This is a genomic window from Paenibacillus sp. CFBP 13594 (assembly GCF_014842675.1).
Taxonomy (GTDB): domain Bacteria; phylum Bacillota; class Bacilli; order Paenibacillales; family Paenibacillaceae; genus Paenibacillus; species Paenibacillus amylolyticus_B.
Genome location: NZ_JACYVQ010000004.1, coordinates 331,981 through 355,271 on the forward strand (window position 1 = coordinate 331,981; position 23,291 = coordinate 355,271).

Annotated in this window: 24 protein-coding genes; 14 read left to right on the plus strand and 10 right to left on the minus strand. The window is 44.5% G+C overall.

Translation table 11 applies throughout. The features are described 5' to 3' along the window. The first annotated feature begins 207 nt into the window (after positions 1–207). The 5 genes from IFU39_RS32940 (at position 208) to IFU39_RS15220 (ending at position 4,498) form a co-directional block, all read left to right on the plus strand. A complete protein-coding gene (locus tag IFU39_RS32940; RefSeq protein ID WP_091013515.1) occupies positions 208–681 on the plus strand; it encodes a GreA/GreB family elongation factor in 474 nt (157 codons plus the stop codon). Beyond that, positions 671–1,177: a cation:proton antiporter regulatory subunit gene (locus tag IFU39_RS15205; protein WP_036617317.1), complete on the plus strand. Its 507-nt coding sequence runs from the start codon at positions 671–673 to the stop codon at positions 1,175–1,177. The genes IFU39_RS32940 and IFU39_RS15205 overlap by 11 nt, the downstream gene beginning before the upstream one ends. A gap of 3 nt (positions 1,178–1,180) precedes the next feature. Beyond that, positions 1,181–2,386, plus strand: coding sequence for a cation:proton antiporter (locus IFU39_RS15210; protein ID WP_076216431.1), 1,206 nt, complete (start codon positions 1,181–1,183; stop codon positions 2,384–2,386). Positions 2,387–2,724: 338 nt separating this feature from the next. Next, complete coding sequence (locus IFU39_RS15215) at positions 2,725–3,441, plus strand: expansin EXLX1 family cellulose-binding protein (protein WP_192133445.1); 717 nt, start codon at positions 2,725–2,727, stop codon at positions 3,439–3,441. Between the two features lie 109 nt (positions 3,442–3,550). Continuing rightward, positions 3,551–4,498, plus strand: a complete 948-nt coding sequence (locus tag IFU39_RS15220) for an alpha/beta hydrolase (RefSeq protein ID WP_091013519.1) — start codon at positions 3,551–3,553, stop codon at positions 4,496–4,498. Between the two features lie 74 nt (positions 4,499–4,572). On the opposite strand, the gene IFU39_RS15225 is transcribed toward IFU39_RS15220, so the two are convergent. Further along, positions 4,573–5,451 carry a PhzF family phenazine biosynthesis protein gene (locus IFU39_RS15225; RefSeq protein ID WP_192133447.1) on the minus strand — a complete coding sequence of 293 codons (879 nt, stop codon included), beginning with the start codon at positions 5,449–5,451 and terminating at the stop codon, positions 4,573–4,575. A 176-nt stretch (positions 5,452–5,627) separates the two neighbouring features. On the opposite strand from IFU39_RS15225, the gene IFU39_RS15230 reads away from it, so the two are divergent. Then, on the plus strand, positions 5,628–6,575 hold the full coding sequence (locus IFU39_RS15230; RefSeq protein ID WP_341073785.1) for an NADP-dependent oxidoreductase: 948 nt from the start codon (positions 5,628–5,630) through the stop codon (positions 6,573–6,575). Here IFU39_RS15230 and IFU39_RS15235 read toward each other — a convergent pair. Then, positions 6,559–7,194 (minus strand): type 1 glutamine amidotransferase family protein, encoded by a 636-nt coding sequence (locus IFU39_RS15235; RefSeq protein ID WP_192133449.1) that lies wholly within the window; start codon positions 7,192–7,194, stop codon positions 6,559–6,561. The two genes, IFU39_RS15230 and IFU39_RS15235, sit on opposite strands and share 17 nt — an antisense overlap. Before the next feature lie 200 nt (positions 7,195–7,394). On the opposite strand from IFU39_RS15235, the gene IFU39_RS15240 reads away from it, so the two are divergent. The 3 genes from IFU39_RS15240 (at position 7,395) to IFU39_RS15250 (ending at position 9,122) form a co-directional block, all read left to right on the plus strand. Beyond that, a complete protein-coding gene (locus tag IFU39_RS15240; RefSeq protein ID WP_192133451.1) occupies positions 7,395–8,132 on the plus strand; it encodes a cyclase family protein in 738 nt (245 codons plus the stop codon). Between the two features lie 191 nt (positions 8,133–8,323). Then, on the plus strand, positions 8,324–8,845 hold the full coding sequence (locus tag IFU39_RS15245; RefSeq protein WP_143786462.1) for a hypothetical protein: 522 nt from the start codon (positions 8,324–8,326) through the stop codon (positions 8,843–8,845). A 73-nt stretch (positions 8,846–8,918) separates the two neighbouring features. Beyond that, a complete protein-coding gene (locus IFU39_RS15250; protein ID WP_047843932.1) occupies positions 8,919–9,122 on the plus strand; it encodes a hypothetical protein in 204 nt (67 codons plus the stop codon). Positions 9,123–9,257: 135 nt separating this feature from the next. Here IFU39_RS15250 and IFU39_RS15255 read toward each other — a convergent pair whose 3' ends face one another. Together IFU39_RS15255 and IFU39_RS15260 are read right to left on the minus strand one after the other, a co-directional pair. Next, positions 9,258–9,758 carry an AAA family ATPase gene (locus IFU39_RS15255; protein ID WP_197997797.1) on the minus strand — a complete coding sequence of 167 codons (501 nt, stop codon included), beginning with the start codon at positions 9,756–9,758 and terminating at the stop codon, positions 9,258–9,260. Positions 9,759–9,940: 182 nt separating this feature from the next. After that, on the minus strand, positions 9,941–10,210 hold the full coding sequence (locus IFU39_RS15260; RefSeq protein ID WP_244660989.1) for a hypothetical protein: 270 nt from the start codon (positions 10,208–10,210) through the stop codon (positions 9,941–9,943). Positions 10,211–10,352: 142 nt separating this feature from the next. On the opposite strand from IFU39_RS15260, the gene IFU39_RS15265 reads away from it, so the two are divergent. From IFU39_RS15265 to IFU39_RS15275, 3 genes are all read left to right on the plus strand, one after another. Continuing rightward, positions 10,353–10,802, plus strand: coding sequence for a hypothetical protein (locus IFU39_RS15265; RefSeq protein WP_197997798.1), 450 nt, complete (start codon positions 10,353–10,355; stop codon positions 10,800–10,802). Positions 10,803–11,318: 516 nt separating this feature from the next. Further along, positions 11,319–12,302, plus strand: coding sequence for an ROK family protein (locus tag IFU39_RS15270; RefSeq protein WP_244660990.1), 984 nt, complete (start codon positions 11,319–11,321; stop codon positions 12,300–12,302). A 62-nt stretch (positions 12,303–12,364) separates the two neighbouring features. Continuing rightward, complete coding sequence (locus tag IFU39_RS15275; protein ID WP_192133457.1) at positions 12,365–13,006, plus strand: sugar O-acetyltransferase; 642 nt, start codon at positions 12,365–12,367, stop codon at positions 13,004–13,006. Between the two features lie 60 nt (positions 13,007–13,066). Here IFU39_RS15275 and IFU39_RS15280 read toward each other — a convergent pair whose 3' ends face one another. From IFU39_RS15280 to IFU39_RS15290, 3 genes are all read right to left on the minus strand, one after another. Next, a complete protein-coding gene (locus IFU39_RS15280) occupies positions 13,067–14,887 on the minus strand; it encodes an ABC transporter substrate-binding protein (protein ID WP_105599918.1) in 1,821 nt (606 codons plus the stop codon). A gap of 73 nt (positions 14,888–14,960) precedes the next feature. Further along, complete coding sequence (locus IFU39_RS15285; RefSeq protein ID WP_192133459.1) at positions 14,961–16,472, minus strand: ABC transporter permease; 1,512 nt, start codon at positions 16,470–16,472, stop codon at positions 14,961–14,963. Between the two features lie 40 nt (positions 16,473–16,512). Continuing rightward, positions 16,513–17,955 (minus strand): ABC transporter permease, encoded by a 1,443-nt coding sequence (locus IFU39_RS15290; protein ID WP_192133461.1) that lies wholly within the window; start codon positions 17,953–17,955, stop codon positions 16,513–16,515. 143 nt (positions 17,956–18,098) lie between these two features. On the opposite strand from IFU39_RS15290, the gene IFU39_RS15295 reads away from it, so the two are divergent. Beyond that, positions 18,099–19,850: an ABC transporter ATP-binding protein gene (locus tag IFU39_RS15295; RefSeq protein WP_105600034.1), complete on the plus strand. Its 1,752-nt coding sequence runs from the start codon at positions 18,099–18,101 to the stop codon at positions 19,848–19,850. A 114-nt stretch (positions 19,851–19,964) separates the two neighbouring features. Here the strand turns inward: IFU39_RS15295 and IFU39_RS15300 are convergent, their stop codons facing one another. The 3 genes from IFU39_RS15300 to IFU39_RS15310 form a co-directional block, all read right to left on the minus strand. Further along, positions 19,965–20,744 (minus strand): hypothetical protein, encoded by a 780-nt coding sequence (locus IFU39_RS15300; protein ID WP_091013550.1) that lies wholly within the window; start codon positions 20,742–20,744, stop codon positions 19,965–19,967. 110 nt (positions 20,745–20,854) lie between these two features. Then, complete coding sequence (locus IFU39_RS15305; RefSeq protein WP_192133463.1) at positions 20,855–21,616, minus strand: LuxR C-terminal-related transcriptional regulator; 762 nt, start codon at positions 21,614–21,616, stop codon at positions 20,855–20,857. A gap of 64 nt (positions 21,617–21,680) precedes the next feature. Next, entirely contained in the window at positions 21,681–22,745 is a 1,065-nt protein-coding gene (locus IFU39_RS15310; protein WP_192133465.1) for a suppressor of fused domain protein, read from the minus strand. 148 nt (positions 22,746–22,893) lie between these two features. Here IFU39_RS15310 and IFU39_RS15315 point away from each other — a divergent pair, with 148 nt between their 5' ends. After that, positions 22,894–23,187, plus strand: coding sequence for an antitoxin Xre/MbcA/ParS toxin-binding domain-containing protein (locus IFU39_RS15315; RefSeq protein WP_192133467.1), 294 nt, complete (start codon positions 22,894–22,896; stop codon positions 23,185–23,187). The last annotated feature ends 104 nt before the right edge of the window (positions 23,188–23,291 follow it).

Below are 23,291 nucleotides of genomic sequence, written 5' to 3' on the forward strand. Positions count from 1 at the left end.
AGTTATTAAATGGAAGATATGACCACAAATGATAATAAAAAAGCAAGTTAGACGAATATACTGGATTAAAATATTAGTTTTGGTAAGATGGTAAGAAGGTCTCGTATCCCGGGGGCTTTTTAAAATAAAAGGAGGAAAACAAGATGATGAAGAGAAACATGCCAATCAACATGGAGAACAAGGCTTGTATAGGGGGTGAAATCTATTATGAACCATAGGACTTCCCGCCATAATTGCAGAGAGAAGCTGGTGAGCCAGCTATTTACATTCGGTGAAGAGAAAAGAACATTTCTCGACGCCTATTTCGACGTGCGCGATCCAGAGCGGATACAATTGGAAAAACAATTATCGGCATATAAGGAGTATGTGGAAAAACTGCTCCTGGGCCCGGATGAAGATCTGGACTCGGCGGTATTGATCGGTAGTCATATTGATTTTGAATATATCGATTTTCATACATCGGATTCGTTCATGATTGTCATGCCAGAGGATACCAATCCTGATGAGGGGCGTATTTCCTTCCTCTCTCCAGTGGGGAGTCAATTACTGCTTGGCAGTGTAGGGGAAATTAGGTCTGTTCATACACCATCAGGTTCCATGAGGATACGCATTACGGGGATTGAGCTGAGGAGCGAAACCTTGAACGAGCCGGCGCTAGGGGGTGCAGATCATGCACTTTAAAGAGACGGACTTACCAGGGATTGGACGTAAATACTGGTTGCATACCCGTAGTGGTGAGCATTTGGTCATTGTGATTCATAACGATGAGCGACGTGACCTGTTCCATATGGAGTCAGGGGATACACCTGAAGAGGTGGGTGATATGGTATCTCTTGTCACCCTGGACGATGATGAAGCCCGGGCGGTAGCCGCTATTGTTGGTGGTATGACCTATAAACCGAAGTTTCAGGATGAACGTGAAGTAATGCTTGAAGGGCTGTTAATCGAATGGCTACGGATTGAGCCTCACGCCGCAAGCGTAGGCATGACGATTGGTGAACTGGATATCCGTCAGGCCACGGGCGCCGTAATTCTCGCTGTTGTGACCAAGGATAAGGAGAAGCATTTTAATCCAGGCCCGGATTATGCTTTTACCGCTGGAGCTACAATTGTAGTTGCCGGTGAACGGAATCAGATCAAACATCTCAAACAATTGTTGACTGATGGACGGACTTAGCCTATGGATATGCTCATATTCGAAGTGGGAATTGCCGTTGCGCTGATTACACTTACTGGGCTGATATCTTCACGATTACGATTTTCGGTCATTCCTTTCTATATCCTGATTGGTATGGCTGTTGGACCACATGCACCACAGATCGGCATAGTGGATTTACGTTTTATCGAAAGTTCGACCTTTATTGAATTTATGGGCAGGCTTGGCATTTTGTTTTTGTTATTTTATCTGGGTTTGGAGTTCTCGGTCTCCCGGTTATTAAAGTCTGGTAAAGCCATTCTGACCGGGGGCATGTTCTATGTTGGTCTGAATTTTGTCTCTGGATTGCTGTTGGGGTGGTTCATGGATCTGCCCCTTCAGGAGACACTTGTTGTCTGCGGGATCATGACCAGCTCTTCTACAGCCATTGTAGCTAAAGTGCTCGTTGATTTGAAACGCACGGCAAACCCTGAAACAGAGATTATTATGGGCATGATCATGTTTGATGACTTGTTCATCGCGATTCATATCTCCATCCTGACTGGGCTTGTGCTCAGCGGGGCAACTTCATTCTTAAGTGTTCTGCTGGTATCGCTGTCTGCCCTGCTGTTTATTGTGCTGTTCCTGATTATTGGCAGGAAAAGCATCAAATATATTGATAAGGCACTGAATATCAAGTCATCAGAGTTGTTTCTGCTTACCGTCATGACACTGCTCTTCCTGGTGGCTGGTTTCTCGGAGACACTGCATGTAGCAGAAGCCATTGGAGCATTGATGATGGGGCTTGTGTTGGGCGAATCAAGACATGTGAGTCGGATTGAGCATCAGATCATGCCTTTCAAAGATTTTTTTGGTGCCATTTTCTTCTTCAGTTTTGGTCTGACCATCGAGCCGGCTTCACTTGGCGGAGCTGTTGGGATGACGATTATTGCCGTTATTCTGACGATTGCCAGTAACTATGGTGCAGGTATGATCGCTGGCAGACTGGCTGGAATGAGCCCTAAGGCCTCGTTGAATGTGGGCTTTACCCTGGTCTCGCGGGGCGAATTCTCCATTATCATGGCGAACATCGGCAAGGCCGGAGGGCTGATGGCATCCATCCAATCGTTTGCCGTGTTGTATGTGTTAATTCTGGCTGTGCTGGGGCCTATCCTGACAAAAGAATCTCCGCGGATTTACGCATCGTATGAGCGACTAAGGAAGCGGATGAAACGAAGGGAAACGGGTTGAGTCAAACGCTGGCTGTCCTTGGACAGACCGGGTATTCTGACCGGAGTGTTTAATAGGCGTCACACCATTTGGAGAGAGAAATTACTCCGGGGTGTGGCGTTTTTTTATTACTGGGAATCGTCCTAATGTCGGCTTGTAGTTATGCTCATTCAACCAAATTATGGTATGTATCCATATCTTGTGCGTGGTCATGAATGTTCAAGTCCAGAGGCAGGACTTTGGATGTGATTTGGTAGATAGGGATTGAAAATAAACAGTCATTATGTAAAATAATGTTATATTCAAATCTAGCAGTTGAAAGGATCATTTACACGAGAACAGACGAGGAGGAATAGCTCATGAACAAGAAAAGTAGATTTCAACGGTTAAAATGGGCCGGTACAGGGATGTTGCTCAGTCTCGTATTATTTGCTCTGCCTGCATCTGCTGCATGGAATGATACATATCAGGGTTACGCGACGTATACAGGCTCAGGTTACTCGGGAGGTGCAGTGTTGCTTGATCCCATCCCGGCGGACATGAAGATTACTGCACTTAATCCGTTCCAACTCAATTATAACGGTGTCAAAGCCGCTTTAGCGGGAGCCTATCTCGAGGTGCAGGGTCCTAAAGGCAAAACAACCGTCTATGTAACAGACCTCTATCCAGAGGGTGCCAGCGGAGCGCTGGATCTCTCACCGAATGCCTTTAACCTGATCGGTGACCCAAAGGCAGGCAAAATCAATATCAGTTGGAAAGTGGTCAAAGCTCCAATTCAAGGCAATGTCTCCTATCGGATCAAGGAAGGCAGCAGTCAGTGGTGGGCAGCCATTCAGGTTCGTAATCACAAATATCCGGTGCTGAAGTTCGAAGTGAAACAGAAGGATGGTACGTGGCTCAATCTTGAAAAGCAAGACTATAATCATTTCCTCGGAATTGGACTGGGCAAAGAAAAACTAAACGTTCGTATTACCGATATTCGCGGTCAGGTATTAAATGACACGATCCCGGCTCTACCTAATGATGGGTCAGGTGGTGCATATATCGTACCGGGCAATGTACAGTTTCCCGATTGACAGATATACGAAGGTGTTATAAAAAGAAGTATGGTCATAGACGTATTCTTAACGAAAAGTCGTACACTGTACGGCTTTTTTTGTATACGAAAAGAGGAGAATGTACCGTATGAAAAAAAGTTTGCCTTCATATCAGACAACACATCCCTATTGGAAACAGTATCAGGGCTTTTTCCCGGAAGAAGTGAGGTTAGGGGAGCATACAGTTCCTGAGGAAGAATGGTGGGAGTCAAATGGGGTTAATATGCATATCGATCGCTTGCCTGCGCCGGAGTCTTCACTCAAAATTCTGTTCATTCATGGTGCGGGGGGTAACGGCAGGTTGCTCGCTCCATATGCCCGCATGTTGCAGCGACATGGATACGAGGTGGTATCGCCAGATCTTCCGCCATATGGTTTAAGTTACGCAATGTCTGGTACACGTATTAACTACGAACTTTGGATAGAGCTGCTTGTGTCACTCATCGAACGGGAACACAAAAAAGATGGCAAGCCAATCGTTGTATTGGGAAGTAGCATCGGAGGTATGCTTGCCTATCACACCAGTGCACGCAGCAAGCATGTTAAGGGTTTGATCGCAACTACATTTGTAGACACGAGTAATCAGGAAATGCGAGATCAGCTTGCACCGAATCGTCTGGTAAGCCGGGCGGGAAAACGGATGATGGATATGTTTCCTGCTCTGCTGGATCATGTACGTATTTCGGTCAAACAGGTATCCCGTATGCAACTGATTACTAATAACAAGGACTTAACCCGGCTTATTATGAATGATCCACAAGCGGCAGCTACACGTATTCCGTTGGAATTATTAAGAACATTCCTTAATAAAAAACCTGAGGTAAGCCCGGAACAGTTCAATCAGTGTCCGGTCCTGTTGGTTCACCCTGATCTGGACCCCATGACACCGATCAGGTTCAGCCAATCTTTTTTTGATCGTCTGGTGGTAGACAAGGAATGTGTGATCTTGGAAGGGGCAGGCCATTTTCCTATAGAGCAGCCAGGACTGAACCAGTTGGAGGTAGCGGTACTACGATTTTTACAACAAATTCAATGATGACCACAGGCCAGGCTATTACACTGCTTCGCATAAGATAGTTTACATATCCTAAGTACGTAAAACACCTCCCACTAAGGGAGGTGTATTTGAATGTTTTTGATATGAATTGCACGACCGCCAACCTGAATCTGTGTGATTTCATTAGAGCTGTCCAAAGTTAATCTGGCTCGGATCTCAGAGGGGCGGTTCATGGTGTACCCTTGTCTGATCGTGTACGTGTGATGATGAGGATCTGTAAGCTGGTTGTACTGGGATAAATAACAGAGCATGGCACCATTGGATGTGCCCGTTGCGCTCTCTTCCGGTATATCATAAAGTGGTGCAAAATTACGGCATTCTGCCAGAACGTCCTCAGCATCTGATTTGAGTGTAAACACGTGATAACCTATGGCGTGATGAGCCTTGCATATTTCACTGATACGCTGGAAGTCAGGATCGATTTTGGTCAGAACATCAACATCTTTAACGGCTATCATGATATCGGGTAGCCCGGTAGACACAATCTGTACAGGTAGTTCGGAATGCAAATCCTCCATAGAAATACGTAACGAATCGGCAATCTGCTGTCGATCCACGATCTCCCCAAACTCTGGCAACGTCTGAGACAGATAGACTTCTCCATTGACTGCGAGATCAACTTTAAGAATTCCGGCTAGTGTCTCCAGTGTATATGTACCAACATTAACGAGCTGTTGTGTCTTCATTAGATAAAATAAAGCAATTGTGGCATGTCCACATAGATCGACTTCATCACTTGGGGTGAAATAACGCACTTTGAAATCAGCCTGATCCGAGGGCATAACAAATGCAGTCTCTGAAAAACCGACTTGTCTGGCAATCTCCTGCATCTGGGTTTCAGACAAATGCGCTGCTTGTAAAACAACACCTGCGGGGTTTCCACCATAAACCTTGTCCGAAAATGCATGTAATGTACTTACTTCTACTTCCATCGTGTTACCTCGCTTGTTCAGTTATTGGGTTAAGATTTAACGTAATGATAATGGACATTATATCACGATTGTTGAACGGGCTTGTGAATCCCAGATTGCTGTGAATTTTGAATGAATAGGTCAAGTGATCGCCGGGAAAGGGTAATGAAGGGAGAGAGAGAGTATAACGATAATCAATGGAAAGGCTGGGATTTCTAATGAAAGCAATTGTGATTGAAGAATTTGGTGGAGCGGAACAATTGAAGGAAAAGGAAGTAGCCAAGCCAGCATGTGGAGTGAATCAGGTGTTAATTCGAACACATGCCACGTCGGTGAACCCGGTGGACTTCAAAATCAGACAAGGTTATATGAAAGAAGCAGCGGAGAGTTTTCCGTTGATTCTGGGCGGCGATGTTGCGGGTATTGTGGCTGAAGCAGGTTCAAATGTCACGCGGTTCAGAGAAGGTGATCGGGTATTTGCGCGTCCGCGTCAATTCGGAACTTATGCAGAATATGTTGCTGTTGATGCAGACATTATTGCCCGTATACCGGAGAATTTGAGCTTCGAGGAAGCGGCAGCGATCCCGCTGGCTGCGATGACGGCTTGGCAAGCCCTTGTGGATCATGGACGTTTAGGCAAAGGGCAGAAGGTACTCATTCATGCTGGTGCAGGTGGTGTGGGAACGTATGCAATACAGATTGCCAAGTCCCTCGGCGCTGAAGTGGCTTCCACGGCAAGTGAATCAAACGAAGCGTTGCTTCGCTCGTTGGGTGTAGATCATTTTATCAACTATAAAAAAGAAGATTTCTCGGAGATTCTCTCCGGTTATGATGTTGTGCTGGACACCATGGGCGGTGATATTCAGCGCGATAGCTTCAAGGTGTTAAAGTCTGGCGGGCATCTGGTATCCTTGGTGGAACAACCGGATGAGAAGCTTGCCAAGGAAGCCGGAGTAACGGCCAACGTCTTCATGATGGAGCCCAAAGGGGATCAACTGGATCAGCTGGCTGAACTGGCTGCGGAAGGCAAGCTCAAATCGATTATTGATGAAACCTACCCGTTAACTGAGCAGGGAGTAAGGGAAGCACACGAGAAAAGTGAATCCCATCATACACGCGGTAAACTCGTTATTCAGGTGCAATAGAGTTCATTAACTCGTAGAAGTATGTTGACTCTTGAGTCTGATACAGATTGTACCAGGCCTGTAATGTTTCTGGTGCATAGACATTCAACAGCTTCAACACATGCATCGTAAATTCTAACGGAGCTATTCCAGATGCAGTAACTAGATTTCCATCGGTTACTGCAGGCTCCGTTACATAATATGTTTCTCCAGTATAATCTGGGCATATCATCTTCAGGTATTCTAAATCATTGCTTGTATGCTGTCTGGAATCCAGCATCCCTATTTTTGCAAGTGCAACTGTCGCACCGCAAATCGCCGCAATAACCGTACCCTCTTTTATAGAGGCAGCAACTTTTTTCAATAGAGGATCATGGATGGTGTCCATCCAGGTGTTTCCTCCTGGAAGAATGATGACGTCATCACCTCTCAATGTACATTCATCAATAGAAATATGGGGGAGGATGTTTAATCCGCCCATTGTAGTTACCGGATGTTTATCTACACCTACCGTTACGACCTGCAAAGGCTCGATCTCTTTCCTGAAATACCTTCCCGAGTTAAGTTCAGCAGTTAAATAACCTACCTCCCAGTCTGACATCGTATCGAATACATAAAGATATACGTTCCTCGTTTGCATCATACACACTCCTTTTGTTATTCATGATTGAATGGATTACTCTCCTATTATAAATAAACTTCACTGACAACTACGGTCAGTGAAGTTTTCGAATTTGAAATTTATAGCCCTAAGAACCAATATAGGGAATGCTCCCCAATTGCAGTGGAATAAGATATAATAGGAGAAATTTATTCCATTTTGTGCATGAGGTGATTAGGATGTCCAACGAACTCATTCAAGCCATTCAATTGTTAAAAGAAAAGAAATGGGTGGATCTGACCCATACTTTTGGACCGGACTCTCCACATTTTTCAGCTTTTGAGGCAGCACAATTCGATACGCTGTTTGATCACGATCAAGGTTTCTTTGCCCAGAGCTTCAAGTTCCCAGGTCAATACGGGACACATCTTGATGCGCCGATCCACTTCGTTCGGGATACCCGGTATCTGGATGAGTTGGGCTTGAAGGAGCTTGTATTGCCACTTGTGGTCATTGACCAGTCCGCTGAAGTGCAGAACAATCCGGATTTCACACTGGATGTGGAGCATATTCTTGAATTTGAAAGACAGCATGGCGTGATTGAAGCTGGGAGCTTTGTAGCCTTACGTACCGATTGGAGCAAACGCTGGCCTAACCATGAAACATTTGATAACAAGGATGATAAGGGCAACAGTCATGCACCCGGATGGTCGGTTGGTGCGCTCATGTTTTTATTTGAGGAAAGAAAGGTACAAGCCATTGGGCATGAAACCTTTGACACGGATTCGGCCGTGGATTATCAGAAGAATGGAGCACTCCTGGCAGAATATTATGTACTCGCCCAGGATACATATCAAGTTGAGCTGTTAACAAACCTGGATCAGGTGCCGGCTAAAGGTGCGGTGATCTTCAACATCGTACCGAAGGCGGAAAAAGCATCTGGTTTTCCAGTTCGATCCTTTGCCATTCTGCCGTGAAACGGGGTAGATCAAAAGCTGAAATAGTTAAATAAGGCACAGAACTCAGAATACTCAAGTAGACAGCCGGCTAAATAGTCGGCTGTCTTTCAGTTAAGCTAACGGGCAGGTTAGTTTAATGAAAAGGGAATAACATACCTCATATAGAATACTTTATCTTTAAAGGGGAGGGGGATACATTGCACAGTATGATGAATAAGAGACAATTTATTGAGATGACAGTTAAAGAACAACATTCTGTAGTATTTAAAGTTAATAATCGAGATGAATTTTTCCGTGGTGTTGCTAAAGAATTAAAGGAAGACTACCTATTTGTTGAAACAGAAGAAGGTAAAAACTTTAAATTTAAAATGAATGATATCATTGAGATTTATGCTATCAAGTCTTCATCTCCAAAGCATAGTGCTATCCAATCCCACAGTTTGATTAAAGGTAGCAAGGATGATCTTGAAAGCCTTGTACTCCAGTTTGAAAGTTTAAATGACGATGTAAAGAAACAAATTACCTCTTCTTTATCAAAAGTGCTTAGTAAGCAAGTGATCATTTCGAAAATGGATATAACTTCATACAATGTATCTGAAATTGAAATGATTACTAATACGATAAATGGGTATCTACTCACTATTAAAACACTGGATATTCGTTCCGAATTTTTCGAATCATACAACCTAAAGACTTGTTTTGGGAAAGGGCTAGATCACAATCAAGAATAGTCTAAGGGAGGAAAGATTATAAACGCTAAAATAGCAGGTCGGGAACTGTCAAAAATCCCTGGGAGGTGAATATGTGAAAGAAGGAATTAAAAATGTTCTGTTAGGTACTGTAGTTTTTGTTGTTGGCTTTTCCATTATTCTTCTTCTTACAAGCTCTGATATTGAAGCTGAACTTACATATTATGCTGCCATAGCATATGCTCTTTTATACTTAGCCAGTGTTATATCTGTCTGCACCGCGGTACTCCTTAAAAAGATGACTCAATTAAAAAAGTGAAATTACTCTTAAGCTAGCGGGAAACGTTAACTCAATAAAACAAAGAAAGCAGCCGATCATTGTGATTGGTTGCTTAGTTTAACAAGGTACTTAGATTGGTCGAACTGGGAGGTTTTGTACAGTGCGAAGAAGTGATCAGTTAGTGGAGTTGGCAATGAGCTCAAGCTCTGTTAAAACTTCATCAAGTGGCTTCCTGGTGTCGATCTCAACAGTAGCTCCAGCACGTAAGAGAGGCTCAACACTAGCGACGTTTTGTATAATTTCTTCACGTTGTTCGACAGTTTTTCCATAATCGTTCGTCTTACGGGAAGCTATACGTTCAAGGATTACTTCGAGGGGGGCACTTAACAACACTACTGCATCAAACATCGGGTAAAACTTCCCCTGATTTGATACACAACCCGAAATGAATAAAGTACCTTCGTTATGTTCAGTGAGCAGCTCATCAATTCGATTCTCGTGCCATAACCACCCAGAACCATCCACATTCTCGCTCCAACCATCATAATCGGTGTCGATAACGCTATGCCCTCTATGAGCAAGTTCGCCCAGAACCGTTGATTTACCTGTTCCCGACATTCCTGTCACCAGAATTATCGCCTTCTTTTTTGATATTGAGCCCGAAGTATTTGTCATATTTTCACTCCCTGTATAAGAAAGTCAGATAAGAAAGTTATCAAGAACCAAGCCAGGGTTTGATTTATTAGAAGCATAATGTGAATTTTGGCAAACTTATGGGTTAAGTCACAACTAACTAATCTAAATGATTCAAATATGTAAATAGCAAGGGAGGCGTATTATGCCTCCTTTTTATGTTGTTACTTTTGATCCGAGTGAGGATCTTGATTAAATCTTTGAGAGATTTTTTTTTCAGTTTTCTTACGCCGTATCCAGCGCTTGAGTATGCCTTCTTCTTTGCGTTCTTGCAGTGTTTCCTTCAAACCTTGAATCATAAATTCCGATCTTCGTCTGTCATCCCGACTAATCTCGCGTAATTCCTTAATAAATTTGTCGTCCATATCTGCCTCTCGCTTATTCAGGATATCCCCATTATACCGAACGTACGTTCTTTTATCAAGTTTTTCCATTACGAATGATTTTCGAGATTCAATATAGTGAAAAGAAACACAGGAACAATACGTGGCATGTGTGAGAATGGTACTAGAGGGTTTGAGCATAATCCTCCATATATGAAGTTGAGAAACGAGAGGACGGAAGGAGCAATTCATGATGAAGCAGCGTATAGGCAGATCGTGGTTACTCATTTTGATGCATGGAATGTTGGGAATTGGGGCGATCGTTGGAGGCGTCATTTTAATCATAGACCCATCCGGAAGTATGGTGAATTTGCCCGCATCTTTGGAGAATTCTCCGTTTGCCAGTTTTTTGTTCCCGGGGATCATCCTATTGCTGGTTCTTGGCGTGATGCCTACGACGATTGCTATTTCGCTCATCCGCTACGTTCATTGGGGGCCGGCTGAGAGACTGAATCTCTATCCTGACCGCTATTGGGCTTGGACTTTTTCCTTGTATTCGGGGTTTGCTCTCATCATCTGGATTATGGTGCAGGTGTACTGGATTCAGGATGTCTCTATCATTCACTTGGTCTATTTTGCATGGGGAGTGGGTATTCAAGTTGTGACCTTATTGCCCGGGTTACAGCGAATTTATTCGAAATAAACTACTTGTATATTGAACAAACGGCTGCCGAAAGAATCGTTGAATGATTCTTTCGGCAGTTATTTTTTATGGGCATCGAGTTGATACGTGTTGTTGTAGTTGACAAAGAACTATTATCCTTGCATACTTACGAAATACACTTTATAAAGTTTATTTATTAACTAAAGGAATAGTCACATGTGGGGAAGGATCGCAAAATTATAATCCGCATGAAACAGGGAGGTAAGTATGGATGGTCTACGTTATTATGGCAGTTATAATCTGGGCAGGTACCTATGCCAGTATGGTCTTGTCCAAGCAACCAATTGAAGTGAAGCCTGTGAAGTCAATGGATGATTTGTTTGAGTGAACCAAGTAGCTTTGCCGATTTCGATCCATCGCCAGCACGATGGAACTCATGTGTTCGAGTAAGGCATTATGTTATGATATGGTGTGAATGACATCCATACCATTGCTTTGGCTCCATTGAACCAGAGTAGAAACGAGAGGGTTATGAAAAAAGCCAACGCTACAATGATGAAATACATCAATTTGAATAATGTGCGTGAAGTCATGCAGCAGATCGAGACGGCCACCAAACCGCAATTAGCTTTACTCACCAATCTTAGTGTTGTTACCATTAATGCGCTGATTCAGGAATTATGTGATGGCGGAGAGTTGTTCCAGGATAAAGTGGTTCCCTCTAATGGCGGTCGTCCTGCTCAGGCATATCGATATAATTATAACTTTAAGCTTGCTTTGGTTCTTTACATCAAGGAGATGAAAGGTCAGGAGTTGATTTCGGCAACCGTCATGAATCTGGAGAATAAGGTTGTGTTGAAGGAAGAGAGCATCTTGCCTGCTTTCGATAAACAACATGTGCTGCAACTTATTGCACGTTTCGTTGCGGAGTATCCCTCCATTGATATGATCGGCATCGGTATTCCGGGGCAAGCCGTGGATGGGGACATCACGGTGAGCAGTCATGAAGAGCTTATCCATTCACATCTGATACGTGAGATCGAGAGCGAGTTCCAACTGAACGTTCTCGTGGAGAATGATGTGAATGCAGCGATTAGCGGATACTGTGCACAGCATGCAGATATGAAGGAACAGAGTGTAGCAGGAATTTATTTTCCGAACCGATATCCGCCGGGTATGGGCATGATGTTGAACGGACATATGATCCGCGGGAAAAACGGGATGTTTGGTGAGGTTAAGTATCTTCCTTATTCACCAGATTGGAAACGTGACATGAGCAAAGATGATTTTGTAGTGAACGTATGTCACATACTGCAAACGATTAATGCCGTCGTTGCCCCGCACCAGATTGTCATTTATCAGGAACGTGTGGAGAGAGAAGAACTGGACTTGGCGTGGAAACAGTACATGGAGCAGCATCCCATGCCGTCATTGCCCGAGATCGTACATTTGGACTCGTTTCAACATGATTTTGATGCTGGGTTAAGGGGAATGGTTCTTCAGGCGTTGAAATCAAGCATTCTATCAGAAGCTTTATAACCTCACAGGCCATGTCTGTGGCTTTTTTTTGATAAGCTAACTTGTGTTGAGGAGGATTCATCATGCGTGAAGAAGAGAGAATCATGAAGGGCATATTGTTTAGTCCAAGTGATCAGGAATTAAAGACCATCAAAAGGCGGGCCCATAATCTCAGTCAGCGTTACAGTCAGACCTTTGAGGAACAGACTGAGGAAAGGGATCAGATATTGCAACAGTTACTGGGGCAGATCGGTAAAGGTGGATTCCTGCAAGGCCCTATCTTTTTTCATTATGGTGTGCATACCCGGATAGGCGATCACTTCTTCGGTAATTACAATTTGACGATACAAGACGATGCGCAAGTGACGATTGGGGACTATACCAGTTTTGGACCCAACGTTACAATTGTTACCCCCATTCACCCCATGATTGCTAGCGAGCGGAGACAGATGGTGGACCAAAATGGTGATGTGAAGTCACTATGTTATGCCAAACCGGTCACAATTGGTAACGATGTATGGATCTCGGCAAACGTTACAGTATGCGGAGGCGTAACGATTGGAAATGGATGTGTCATTGGAGCAGGTAGCGTGGTGACTCGTGATATTCCACCGCATTCTTTTGCAGCAGGCGTACCGTGCAAAGTTATTCGCAAAATTACTGATGCGGACAGCATGCGAAACTATCCCGATGTTCTGGCAGATTGCCGTGTGCTGGAAGAATAAAAAAGGTTGTCATCAGGATCAAATAGATGATCCTGGTGACAACCTTTTTTTGTTGTACGTTTACTTGGAGGCGTTGTAGTTACTCAAGAATTCTTTTACTTTTGCAGGATCAGCTTTCAACTCATTCCCCGTCTGAACGAGCGGGCTTACTGTGGAGTATGCTTTGAGTTTGTTATTCTTGTAGAAACTCAAAATCTCATCCTGATTAATGGAGTACAGCACGGCTTTTCTCAGGTCACTGCTCTTGGCAACTTCACGATTGGCCGTGTTGAACAACAGATAGGAGACAGCGTTACTTGGCAGACTTTGCAGTTTCAGCTTGCTGTCATTTTCGATGATGTCATACTTGGTTTCAGGTACACCGTAGTATAAGTGAACTTCACTGCTGCGAAGAGCAGAGAGGGCGCTGTCTGCATCCGCGATGAATCGGACGTTAACCTGAGCAATTTTTGGCTCATCTTCCGTGCCTTTCCGGTAAGCCGGATTTTTTAAGAATACACCTTCATAGTCATTTTTATAAGACAAAATATAAGGTCCGCTAGTATAAAGGGTGTTATTATATGCTGCGCCTTCAGTCACCGTGTTCTGATCACCGTAAGGAATATCTTTGTTGACGTCAAAGGAAGCTACATCATATGTGTTGATGCTCTCCACCTGTTTTTTGGACACGATACCCGCAGATTGGTGAGCCAGGTAGTTCAGTACTTGCGGGAAAGGTTCAGTTGTTGTCAGTTTAACGACCTGATATTTACCTGCACTATTATCTGCTTTGGTTTTGTCCGTCACGAGTTCTGTAATTTTGCTGCCCAATCCTTGTTCCAATGCTTCGAGTATTGTGCCGTTGCCGCTGGATTGTTTGATGGATTTTAATGCACTCAGATCCGTTACAACCTCAGCTTCTTTGATGTGTTCATGCAGACTGTACGTCCGGTGATCCGGAACGGAATCTTTATTCTTAGCACGATCCAGGGAGAAGATCACATCATCTGCACCAACACGTTCTCCTGTATCTACCGCTTTTTTGTTATCAATCTTCGCAAAGTTGATATCGTCTCTGAGAATGAAGTAATAGTCGGAATTACCTTCAGCAATGCTGAAATTATGGGACAGTGATCCTTCTGCTGTCAGTTGATCGTCATCTGTCAAGTTAACGAGGCGTACATACATATTGGTATTCAACTGGTTGATGGAGCCGTCGTTTCCTTTGATTGGATCAAGGGAAGTCAGTACGGATGCGCTTTGCGTCAGAATCAACGGATCTTTGGCATTTTTGGAGCGGTCCTTGAACTCAATCGGTTCCCAAGCCATGGCGCGGGATTTGGAGAGACGAACGGTGTCAACATTCAGAATGTCTTGGTTCACAGCCTGACTCTTTAGGGAAATGTACAGAGGAGCGATATACGCCTGATCCGTTACCAAGCGATCTTCCAATTGTTTGTACGTGTCTTTGTACTCATCTGGAGTTTGAGTAGCTGCCTGATCGATGAGTTTATCAAGTTCCGCATCTGCGAGGATACTGTAATCTCCACCTGTTTTGAAAAGGGAACGCACCGCATAATCGGGATTTCCCGTTACCGTGGTCCAGCTGGACAAGGCAATGTCATAATTCCCTGCATCCTGCTGGGATTTGAAGCTACCGTAATCCGGCTGAAGATTCAACTTCACATTGAAGCCGTTTTTAGTCAGCTGGTCGCGTACAATGTTTACATCATTTTCGGAAGAACTCATGGCGAGCAGTTCAATGTCAGCCGGTTTTTGTGCAGTTTCCGTTGTGTCTGCTGGTGCGGTCTCCGCCTGGGATTCGGTTTTCGTTTTTACACTGCAACCAGAAATCACAATGACGAGAATTAATAGCAATGAGATCAGTGTACGTTTTTTCATGGGATTACCCTCCATATTTTGAATGTGTGATGTGTGATTTCTTTTTTCTATATCATTCATTTCAACAAATCATTTAGGCCTTCTCCAGCTTGGGATCAAGCGCATCACGCAGACCGTCACCGAGAAAGTTAAACGAAAGAACCAGCAGAATAATAGCCAAACCTGGATAAATCGCCAGATAAGAGTGGGTCTCCAGATATGTACTGCCGAGCTTCAGAATGTTACCCCATTCCGGAATATGCGGCTCCACGCCGAGTCCCAGATAACTCAAACTGCTGGTAGCGATAACAGCTCCACCAATCGTGAGTGTGGACTTGATAATCATGGGCGCAAGGGAGTTGGGAATAATGTGTTTGAAAATAATCGTACGATTGTTGTACCCCAGTGCACGTGCAGCTTCCACAAATTCAAAAGTAGATACATAGAGAACACTGGCTCTCATGGTACGGGCGTAAGTTGGAATCGAACCCAGACTCAGCGCCAGAATGAGATTGATCGTATTGGCTCCAAACGCCGCAATAATCGCAATAGCAAGCAGAATTCCCGGAATGGCATAGAGAATATCGAGCAGCCGCATGATGATGTTATCCGTATGCCTGCCGTAGAAGCCGGAGAAAGCTCCGAGGACTCCACCGATCAACACTGGAATGATGGTCGACATGCAACCTACGATCAAGGAGATCCGGGCACCGAATACAATCCGGGAAAATAAACATCGTCCGAAGTCATCCGTTCCCAAGGGATACGCTAGGGAAGGGGGTTGAAGCAGCGCCGAGTAGTTATTTTCCACAGCCATGCTGTAGTCAAAGGTAAAGAAGCTGCAGATCGATATCGAGAACAGAAAAATAATAAAAAACAAACCGGACATGGCAGTCATATTTGGAGCAAGTCGCTCCCACAGATCATTCCAGAAGTTTGATTTTTGTTTCCCCTGTCTGCGAATGCGTCCAATGATGGAAATGCCGAGCAATAGTGCAAATACATTACCTGTGATTGAGGTCAGAATCAGCACTACACTGACACCGATCATCCAGCGAGGGAGGATAGAGGTCGCGTTATATCGGGATACGATAATCAGTACGACCAGGTCAATGACGAGAATAAATATGAGCACCGCCATGGCTGGCAGAAAGTTGTCAGCCACATAAGGTTTGAAGATATTTAACGCAGATACACCAATCACGAACAGCTGGGTTAACAGCATGTACACCGCAAAGGTATACTCCACATTCCTCGCTTTTCGAATCAGATGAAAGGCTGCCGTTACGATAAATATATTGCCTGAAATGATAGCAAGTAGCTGAACCCAGGCGATCCTGCGAGTCAGAGCAGTGACCGTACCCGTACGGATCAAGTCTTTTCGAATCCGAAGGGTGATGATACTTTGAACCAGTGTGAAGAATACATAGATCCCAAGGATCATTAGCAGAAATGGTTTGAACGTCTGCCCACTCCAGTCATAACTGTTGAACAGCAACAAGGCAGTCAAGAGAAGGGACGTGATCCAGGCGAAGCTGGCCTGACTGTATTCTCGAGAAGACTTAAGCCGAAAACGCATTTCTTGTGTTAAAGACGAGTTTGTCATAGTACACCTGCTTTAAGAGGTAGTTCAAAAAGTTCACACATTAATGTTGTTTCATCTTAGAGCGCACTCTTGGATCAATAAAAGCATACAGCAGATCAACCGCTACATTGATAATGGAGATCGTAATTGCTGTGTAGATTACTCCGCCCATGATACTCGGAATATCGGGGATAAATTGTTTATCCACAATATAGCTGCCGAGACCGCTGATATTAAACACTTTCTCCGTCACTGCTGCTCCACCCAACATGGCTCCGAATTGAAGTCCAACCACCGTTACGATGGGGATCAATGCATTACGTACTGCGTGTTTCAGCATGACTTGACGTTCGCTTAACCCCTTGGCGCGGGCAGTCATCACATAATCCTCATGAATGACTTCCAGTGTAGAAGACCGGGTCATCCGGGCCACCGCAGCTGTGAGTCCCGTACCCAGTACAATGGTTGGCATAATGATCGACAGCCAGTTCTGCGGGTTGAAGGTAGCGGGAAGCCACTGCATTTTGATTGAAAAATTCAGAATGAAAATAAGTCCTTGCCAGAAATTCGGGATCGATAATCCAATCAGAGCAATGAACATGAAGGTGTAGTCGAACCACGAATTAGGCTTAATTGCTGAGATAATGCCAATGGGTAATGCAATGACAAGTGCTAACAGCAGGGAAATGACCGCAAGTGTCAAGGTAATGGGAAACTTCCTTGCAATCGTAGCTGTTACGTCTTCATTTCCTGCAAAAGACTTGCCAAGATCGAAGAAGGCGACGCCCTTGATATTGTTCCAGAGCTGTGTAAGATAAGGCTGATCCAAGCCATACACCTGATTGAATGCGGCAATCTGTTCCTGCGTTGCTGTCTCTCCCAGAATGTTAGCTGCCGGGTTAAACGGAGACAGATACAAAATCGTAAATACGAGTGTGGCTATGCCCAGAATGACAAATACCGTCATCAGTATTCTTTCAAATATGTACTTTAGATAAGGATTTCCATACAAAAAGAGGATGCCATACATCAGAAAGCCGGGAATAAGGGATATCGTGAAAAACCATGGTTTGTCGATCAGTGAGTGGAATGTATCAGCCATCGTAAGACGGTGACTTCCCTGTTCCTGAAGTATTCGAGACGTCCGCTCCTTCAACTCTTTCTGAACACTTTCTTCCAACCATTCCTCGGTCTGACGTGTGAATTCTCCCTCACTGACCTGCTGCTGGAAAAAACGATGTTTGCGACGCAGTTGTTCTTCCACTTCCAACTTCAGCCTGTTCCGGTAGGAAGAAGCGAGCAGTTCTCGCTCAGCCGCCTGTCTGGCAGCTACCCAGCCGTCATTTTTTCGATTTGAACGCCATATTAGAAACACGACCAGATTGATCGGTAATCCAAGAATGAACAAAACATATCGGTAGGAAGGATGAAGCAGCATTTTGCCATAAATAAAGCTTAAATTATGTACCAACCGCGAGAGTCTGCTGCTTTCTGCAAGATTCAAACCAAGCGCACCTCCTTTCATTCAGGTTTAAATTGCATTATTCCGATTGATATAGTATATATTATTTAGGGTCTAAACAATTGTCAAGGTAATAATTGTATACATATGGGTATGTGAAAAAACGGATGAGAGCTGGTGATGGCATGGAACCTTTACTGAAAGTGAATGATCTATCGGTCTCTTTTCATTCTGGAGAGAGTGAGTTTCAGGCAGTGCGAGAAGTAAGTTTTGAAGTACGAAAAGGTGAGACGCTAGGTATTGTAGGAGAATCGGGAAGTGGAAAAAGTGTAACCGCACGTTCCATTATGAGGCTGCTTGCATCGCCGCCTTCACAGATGAAAAAGGGAGAGATTCTATTTAAAGGTGTCGACCTAGCCAATAAAACGCAGAAAGAGATGGAGAGTATCCGTGGACGTGATATTGGCATGATCTTTCAGGACCCGATGAGTTCCCTTAATCCGACCATTAAAGTGGGGAAACAGATCTCCGAGAGTCTGATCAAACACCAGAAGGTGTCCAAAAGGGAAGCCAAGAAGCAGGCGACCGCGATGATGGAGCGGGTGGGGATAACTCGCAGTGAAATCCGCTACAACCAGTATCCGCACGAATTCTCTGGAGGCATGCGCCAGCGAGTCATGATCGGTATTGCACTTGCTTGTCGTCCTGAATTGCTCATTGCCGATGAGCCGACAACCGCACTGGACGTTACAATTCAGGCACAGATTCTGAATTTGATGAAAGATATGCAAGAGCAACTTGGGACATCTATTATTCTGATCACCCATGATTTGGGCGTAGTAGCAGGCATGTGTGATCGGGTTGTTGTGATGAAAGAAGGACAGATTGTGGAAACCGGGACTACAACAGAGATTTTTGCTAATCCCAAACACCCGTATACGATCAGGCTTCTGAATGCATTACCACGTCTGGATCAGAAGAAAAAGCCAAAACCGGTATCGTTGGTCCCAAGAGATCTCGAGGATGATCAGCCATTGCTTGAGGTGAAGTCGCTCAAACAACATTTTAATCTGGGGAAAGGCAATACCTTAAAGGCCGTAAATGATATCAGTTTCCATATTCGTCAAGGAGAGACGCTCGGCGTTGTAGGGGAATCCGGCAGCGGAAAATCAACCACGGGGCGTGCGATTCTGCGGTTGCATGAGCCAACAGGTGGAGATGTACTGTTTAAAGGAGTCCCGCTCAATCGCTTATCAGCTTCGGAGATGAAAACGATGCGCAGACATATGCAGATTATTTTCCAGGACCCTTATGCATCGCTGAATCCCAAAATGAGGATTATGGATATCATTGGAGAAGCCCTTGATATTCATCAACTTGCAGGTACAGCATCTCAGCGGGAGAAGCGTGTGGAGGAATTGCTGGAGATGGTGGGACTTGATCCTACCCATGCGCAGCGTTATCCACATGAATTCTCGGGAGGACAAAGACAGCGGATCGGTATAGCGCGAGCTCTGGCTGTGGAGCCGGAATTCATCGTATGTGACGAACCACTGTCTGCACTGGATGTGTCGATACAGGCTCAGATCGTACAATTGCTTGAAGAGTTGCAGCAGCGACTCGGATTGACGTATCTCTTCATCGCACATGACTTGTCCATGGTTAAACATATCAGTGACCGAGTGGCTGTGATGTATAACGGGAAAATTGTAGAGCTGGCCGAGAGTGAGGAACTATATTCCAACCCACAACATGCCTACACCAAGGCATTGCTGTCTGCGATTCCTGTGCCTGATCCAGCGGTAGAAGCGAAGAAAAAGAGACATGTTGGCAGAGAAACACCTAGAGAAAATGTTGAAGTAGAGGACCGTTATAATCTCGAGCATTCCAAGTGGGTAGAAGTCACGGAAGGGCACTGGGTAGCCATATCTAGCTAGACAGTGCAATATATAGTCTTTTTCAACGACAAAAGAACCCCGACGATGATCTCCACAGATCGTTATCGGGGTTAAGTTATATGTTCTTCATATAATGGCAGTAATCAAAAGCAATTATTTGAATTGAACCGATTTCTTGATGGTATCAATCTCGGCTTTGGTCTTATCATCCATGTAAGTGAAGATGAAGTTGAAAGCATATCCTTCAATAATTGTACTATAGTAATCTTGAGTAATGGTTGAACCGTCACCTGGATCCATCGTGATTTGCATCAGATCCATCTCTTTACCACCGATGGTTTCCGTTGTCATTTCCTTATAATCGTAAGGGAACTGGCTATCCACCATGAATTTTTTGGTTGCTTCCAGGTAGTCTTTACCTGTACGAATGCCTTGCAACAAACTCACTTTCTCAGCAATGGCCATAGCGGAAGGGCCAACTTGACCTCCGTCCAATGGGTATTTTGAAGCCATAAGCAGATTCAATGTTTTGGTCTGAGACAGTTCAATTTGTTTTTTCTTTGTTTCATCATCACCAGCAATCGCTTCGGATGAAGCACTTGTCAGCTCATTCATGCCTGCAGCATCCTGGAACTCCCATGCTTCCGGGAATTTCAGAGATACGCCGAAATAGTCATTGGTGTAAGAACCTTTTTCAGTGGTCCCCAGCTCAACGTCTTGGGAATTATCAGTTTCCTTGGACTCTTCGCTTGCTGGTTCTGTGTTCTCTGTTTCTTCTGTATTGGCTGTATTAGAATCAGTACCCGTCGTTGTTTCTGTCGGGGTAGGCTCTTCTGTTGCGGCTGTGTTATCTGCTTTGTCACCGCAAGCGGCTGCAACCAGCATAATCATAATGAGCATGGCGAATAAAGAAGCTTTTTTTGGAATTGTCATATTACCCTCCTGAAATGTGTGTGTTTGTTTCTCTCTCTACATGTTGCCTGCTTCCTAAATTGTAGCACAAACGTTCTCATATACTACCTATAGGAATCTATAGGGGTCTTCTATACATAAGACATTCGGCTGGCAATTGAAACAGCTTCTGTGCTGGATTGCACACCTAATTTGTTAAAAATCACTTTTTTGTGATGATTCACGGTGCATTCCTTGATCTTTAATTTCAAAGCAATGGCTTTTACCGTGAGGCCTCCGGCTATCATTTCCAGAATGGTTAACTGACGCTCGGTGAACTCCACTGCAGGTTTGTCACAAGGTTCAGTAGTCTGCTTATTCTGGTAACTGTTCTGCATATATGCAGGAATCAGCTTGGCAATAGCAATAAGCTCGCCCTGCATATCCGCGTTAATGGTGGACACATCCAGATAACCGACATGTTGCGATCCCATGAACAAAGGTGCGGCGTAACAATGCCAGCTTTGAAAATAAGGACTTTCATGCTGCTCGGGTAGCAGCAGTACAGGCTTATTGTTATCCATCGTTTCTGATATGGCGTTAACTCCACAGCTCTGTGCAGTGAAGATCATGCCCGGACGGATGGGCGAACCTTCTACGACGGCTTCCAGATCTGGACTATAATCCATGGAGAGAAGCACACCGTCCATACCTGTGAGTAGAAAAAGATAAGTGCCCGTTAAATTCTCTTTAATATCCGAGAGGCTGTTCTGGAATGCATGAATCAGGAAATGATTGATTTTGCGAAGCCTGTCCAGTTGAGATTTTGGTAAATAATCGAACGGATCTGTTTCGGTAACATGTTGGCACATGGCGGACTCCTTGTGCCGCGAGGCAAGTGTAATGGCAGGCATGTTTGATTCCTCCTTCCTGCACAGTCGCTAGTAAGCGTAGGATTCTGATTGAATCTGAGGTGCGTCATCCAATGGTTTTGATTACGTGCCCTTCCTGGTTTTTTATTTCTGTTTTAACAATCTGAACGAGAATATGATCCAGTGAATTTATCTCGAATGTTCCTTCAACGGGTTGAAGGTTTTCTGCCAGCTCCTCAACAATTTGTTTGTTCACCGTCAGGGTAACTTGCCTGTCCGATTCTAGTACTGAAGGATGTTCTCCGGCTTCGAACAGAATAGTAGTATCAGGTCCGATCAAGGATAGAGAGGTACCTTTCGAAATTCGGCTACGAAGGATGGTTCCGACTAATACAGCCTGTTTGGCTCCAAGCTGGAGTTTGCCCGGAACGGTCACTATCAGCATTTTTTTACGCGGGGACTCCCAGCCCAGTTGTTGTATGAATAAAAACGCTGTGCTCGATCCGTCCTGTTCCATTCCATGCTCAACCGCTTGTACAACAGAAGGAATATCTGCGTACGAATTTCTCATCAGATCAGTCACGTATTTGGGCATGAAATTGGAGCAGGCCGAGAGGAAGCCGCGCGCATTCCACGTTTGAATCATTTCCAGCTCCCGACCTGTAATCCCAACCATCTGAATAAACTGCACGGAACCATTAGGTGTAGAGATCGCCGGTAGATCCGGGTCTTCAATAAACGAGAGAGCAGTCAACAAAGTATCGGACTCCAGACAGATGGGTCCATTGGCGTCCATGTAATCTCCTGGCTGAAAGATATTTCCGCTAGTGAACACGTAACGTCCTACATTTTGAAGCAGATTCAGCGCCCAGGCTGGCGGATCAGTCTCTCCTTCACTGCGTGTAAGACGAAATGTGAGTTCAAAACCATACCCGCTTTTGGATGCATCCTGCATCTCTTTTTCATATAATTCAGAGAAACCATATGTGACAAAATGCCAGTGGGGCATGGGTGTATTCACTGCATAAACACTGATGCCATCGAGAGGGTCCGGACCTCCGAGCATGTAAGGAATGGATGTTCCATAATGGTGCGGCTCCTGTTCACCGTATAGCTCACCGATGGCTTTATCAATTGCATCCCAACCGGAAGTGTTTTCTTCATAAGTCATTTGTTGAATCCTCCTGTACTAGTCTTTCCCCCGAAAAACATTTAAAATTAAGTCTACCTGTTACAGAAACGGATTCAAGCGGCTTAAGGATGAATTGTGTCAGATAGGACTTCGGTGTTATTAATTGCAATCCAGGGAGTGAATTTACATGAGTATGAAAGATATGTATTTCAGAGAGTTTAATCAGGCAAGCTGGGACTCATTTTCCGAACTGTTTGAAGAACTTGAACAGAAGCTGGAGCCCGCGTGGGCAGAACGTGCACAACGACAAGGGATTCCGGCGGATATAAGTCGGGTACTTTTGTATGAAATGGGGGAGTACACTTTTGAATGGATCATGAAAGATATCCCGGCTTTAGGGGACCAAAGTCCCGCTACGTACCTGGAAACCGAGGAGGGGGCGCAGGCTTTAAGGGCAGCCATTTTGCGTATGCCACGTTAATTTTTCTTATGGAGTATATGTGCGAACGATCCTATGATCCAGTGAAGTTGATTTTGCAAAATAGATATGTTACGCTTACATTACAAGAGCAAACACAACAGAAT

Bases quoted from the DNA above. Each gene is read 5' to 3' on its own strand.
- IFU39_RS32940 (WP_091013515.1), top strand. From the start codon at position 208: ATGAACCATAGGACTTCCCGCCATAATTGCAGAGAGAAGCTGGTGAGC.
- IFU39_RS15205 (WP_036617317.1), top strand. From the start codon at position 671: ATGCACTTTAAAGAGACGGACTTACCAGGGATTGGACGTAAATACTGG.
- IFU39_RS15210 (WP_076216431.1), top strand. From the start codon at position 1,181: ATGGATATGCTCATATTCGAAGTGGGAATTGCCGTTGCGCTGATTACA.
- IFU39_RS15215 (WP_192133445.1), top strand. From the start codon at position 2,725: ATGAACAAGAAAAGTAGATTTCAACGGTTAAAATGGGCCGGTACAGGG.
- IFU39_RS15220 (WP_091013519.1), top strand. From the start codon at position 3,551: ATGAAAAAAAGTTTGCCTTCATATCAGACAACACATCCCTATTGGAAA.
- IFU39_RS15225 (WP_192133447.1), bottom strand. From the start codon at position 5,451: ATGGAAGTAGAAGTAAGTACATTACATGCATTTTCGGACAAGGTTTAT.
- IFU39_RS15230 (WP_341073785.1), top strand. From the start codon at position 5,628: ATGGAAAGGCTGGGATTTCTAATGAAAGCAATTGTGATTGAAGAATTT.
- IFU39_RS15235 (WP_192133449.1), bottom strand. From the start codon at position 7,194: ATGCAAACGAGGAACGTATATCTTTATGTATTCGATACGATGTCAGAC.
- IFU39_RS15240 (WP_192133451.1), top strand. From the start codon at position 7,395: ATGTCCAACGAACTCATTCAAGCCATTCAATTGTTAAAAGAAAAGAAA.
- IFU39_RS15245 (WP_143786462.1), top strand. From the start codon at position 8,324: ATGAATAAGAGACAATTTATTGAGATGACAGTTAAAGAACAACATTCT.
- IFU39_RS15255 (WP_197997797.1), bottom strand. From the start codon at position 9,758: ATGACAAATACTTCGGGCTCAATATCAAAAAAGAAGGCGATAATTCTG.
- IFU39_RS15260 (WP_244660989.1), bottom strand. From the start codon at position 10,210: ATGGAAAAACTTGATAAAAGAACGTACGTTCGGTATAATGGGGATATC.
- IFU39_RS15265 (WP_197997798.1), top strand. From the start codon at position 10,353: ATGAAGCAGCGTATAGGCAGATCGTGGTTACTCATTTTGATGCATGGA.
- IFU39_RS15270 (WP_244660990.1), top strand. From the start codon at position 11,319: ATGAAATACATCAATTTGAATAATGTGCGTGAAGTCATGCAGCAGATC.
- IFU39_RS15275 (WP_192133457.1), top strand. From the start codon at position 12,365: ATGCGTGAAGAAGAGAGAATCATGAAGGGCATATTGTTTAGTCCAAGT.
- IFU39_RS15280 (WP_105599918.1), bottom strand. From the start codon at position 14,887: ATGAAAAAACGTACACTGATCTCATTGCTATTAATTCTCGTCATTGTG.
- IFU39_RS15285 (WP_192133459.1), bottom strand. From the start codon at position 16,472: ATGACAAACTCGTCTTTAACACAAGAAATGCGTTTTCGGCTTAAGTCT.
- IFU39_RS15295 (WP_105600034.1), top strand. From the start codon at position 18,099: ATGGAACCTTTACTGAAAGTGAATGATCTATCGGTCTCTTTTCATTCT.
- IFU39_RS15300 (WP_091013550.1), bottom strand. From the start codon at position 20,744: ATGACAATTCCAAAAAAAGCTTCTTTATTCGCCATGCTCATTATGATT.
- IFU39_RS15305 (WP_192133463.1), bottom strand. From the start codon at position 21,616: ATGCCTGCCATTACACTTGCCTCGCGGCACAAGGAGTCCGCCATGTGC.
- IFU39_RS15310 (WP_192133465.1), bottom strand. From the start codon at position 22,745: ATGACTTATGAAGAAAACACTTCCGGTTGGGATGCAATTGATAAAGCC.
- IFU39_RS15315 (WP_192133467.1), top strand. From the start codon at position 22,894: ATGAGTATGAAAGATATGTATTTCAGAGAGTTTAATCAGGCAAGCTGG.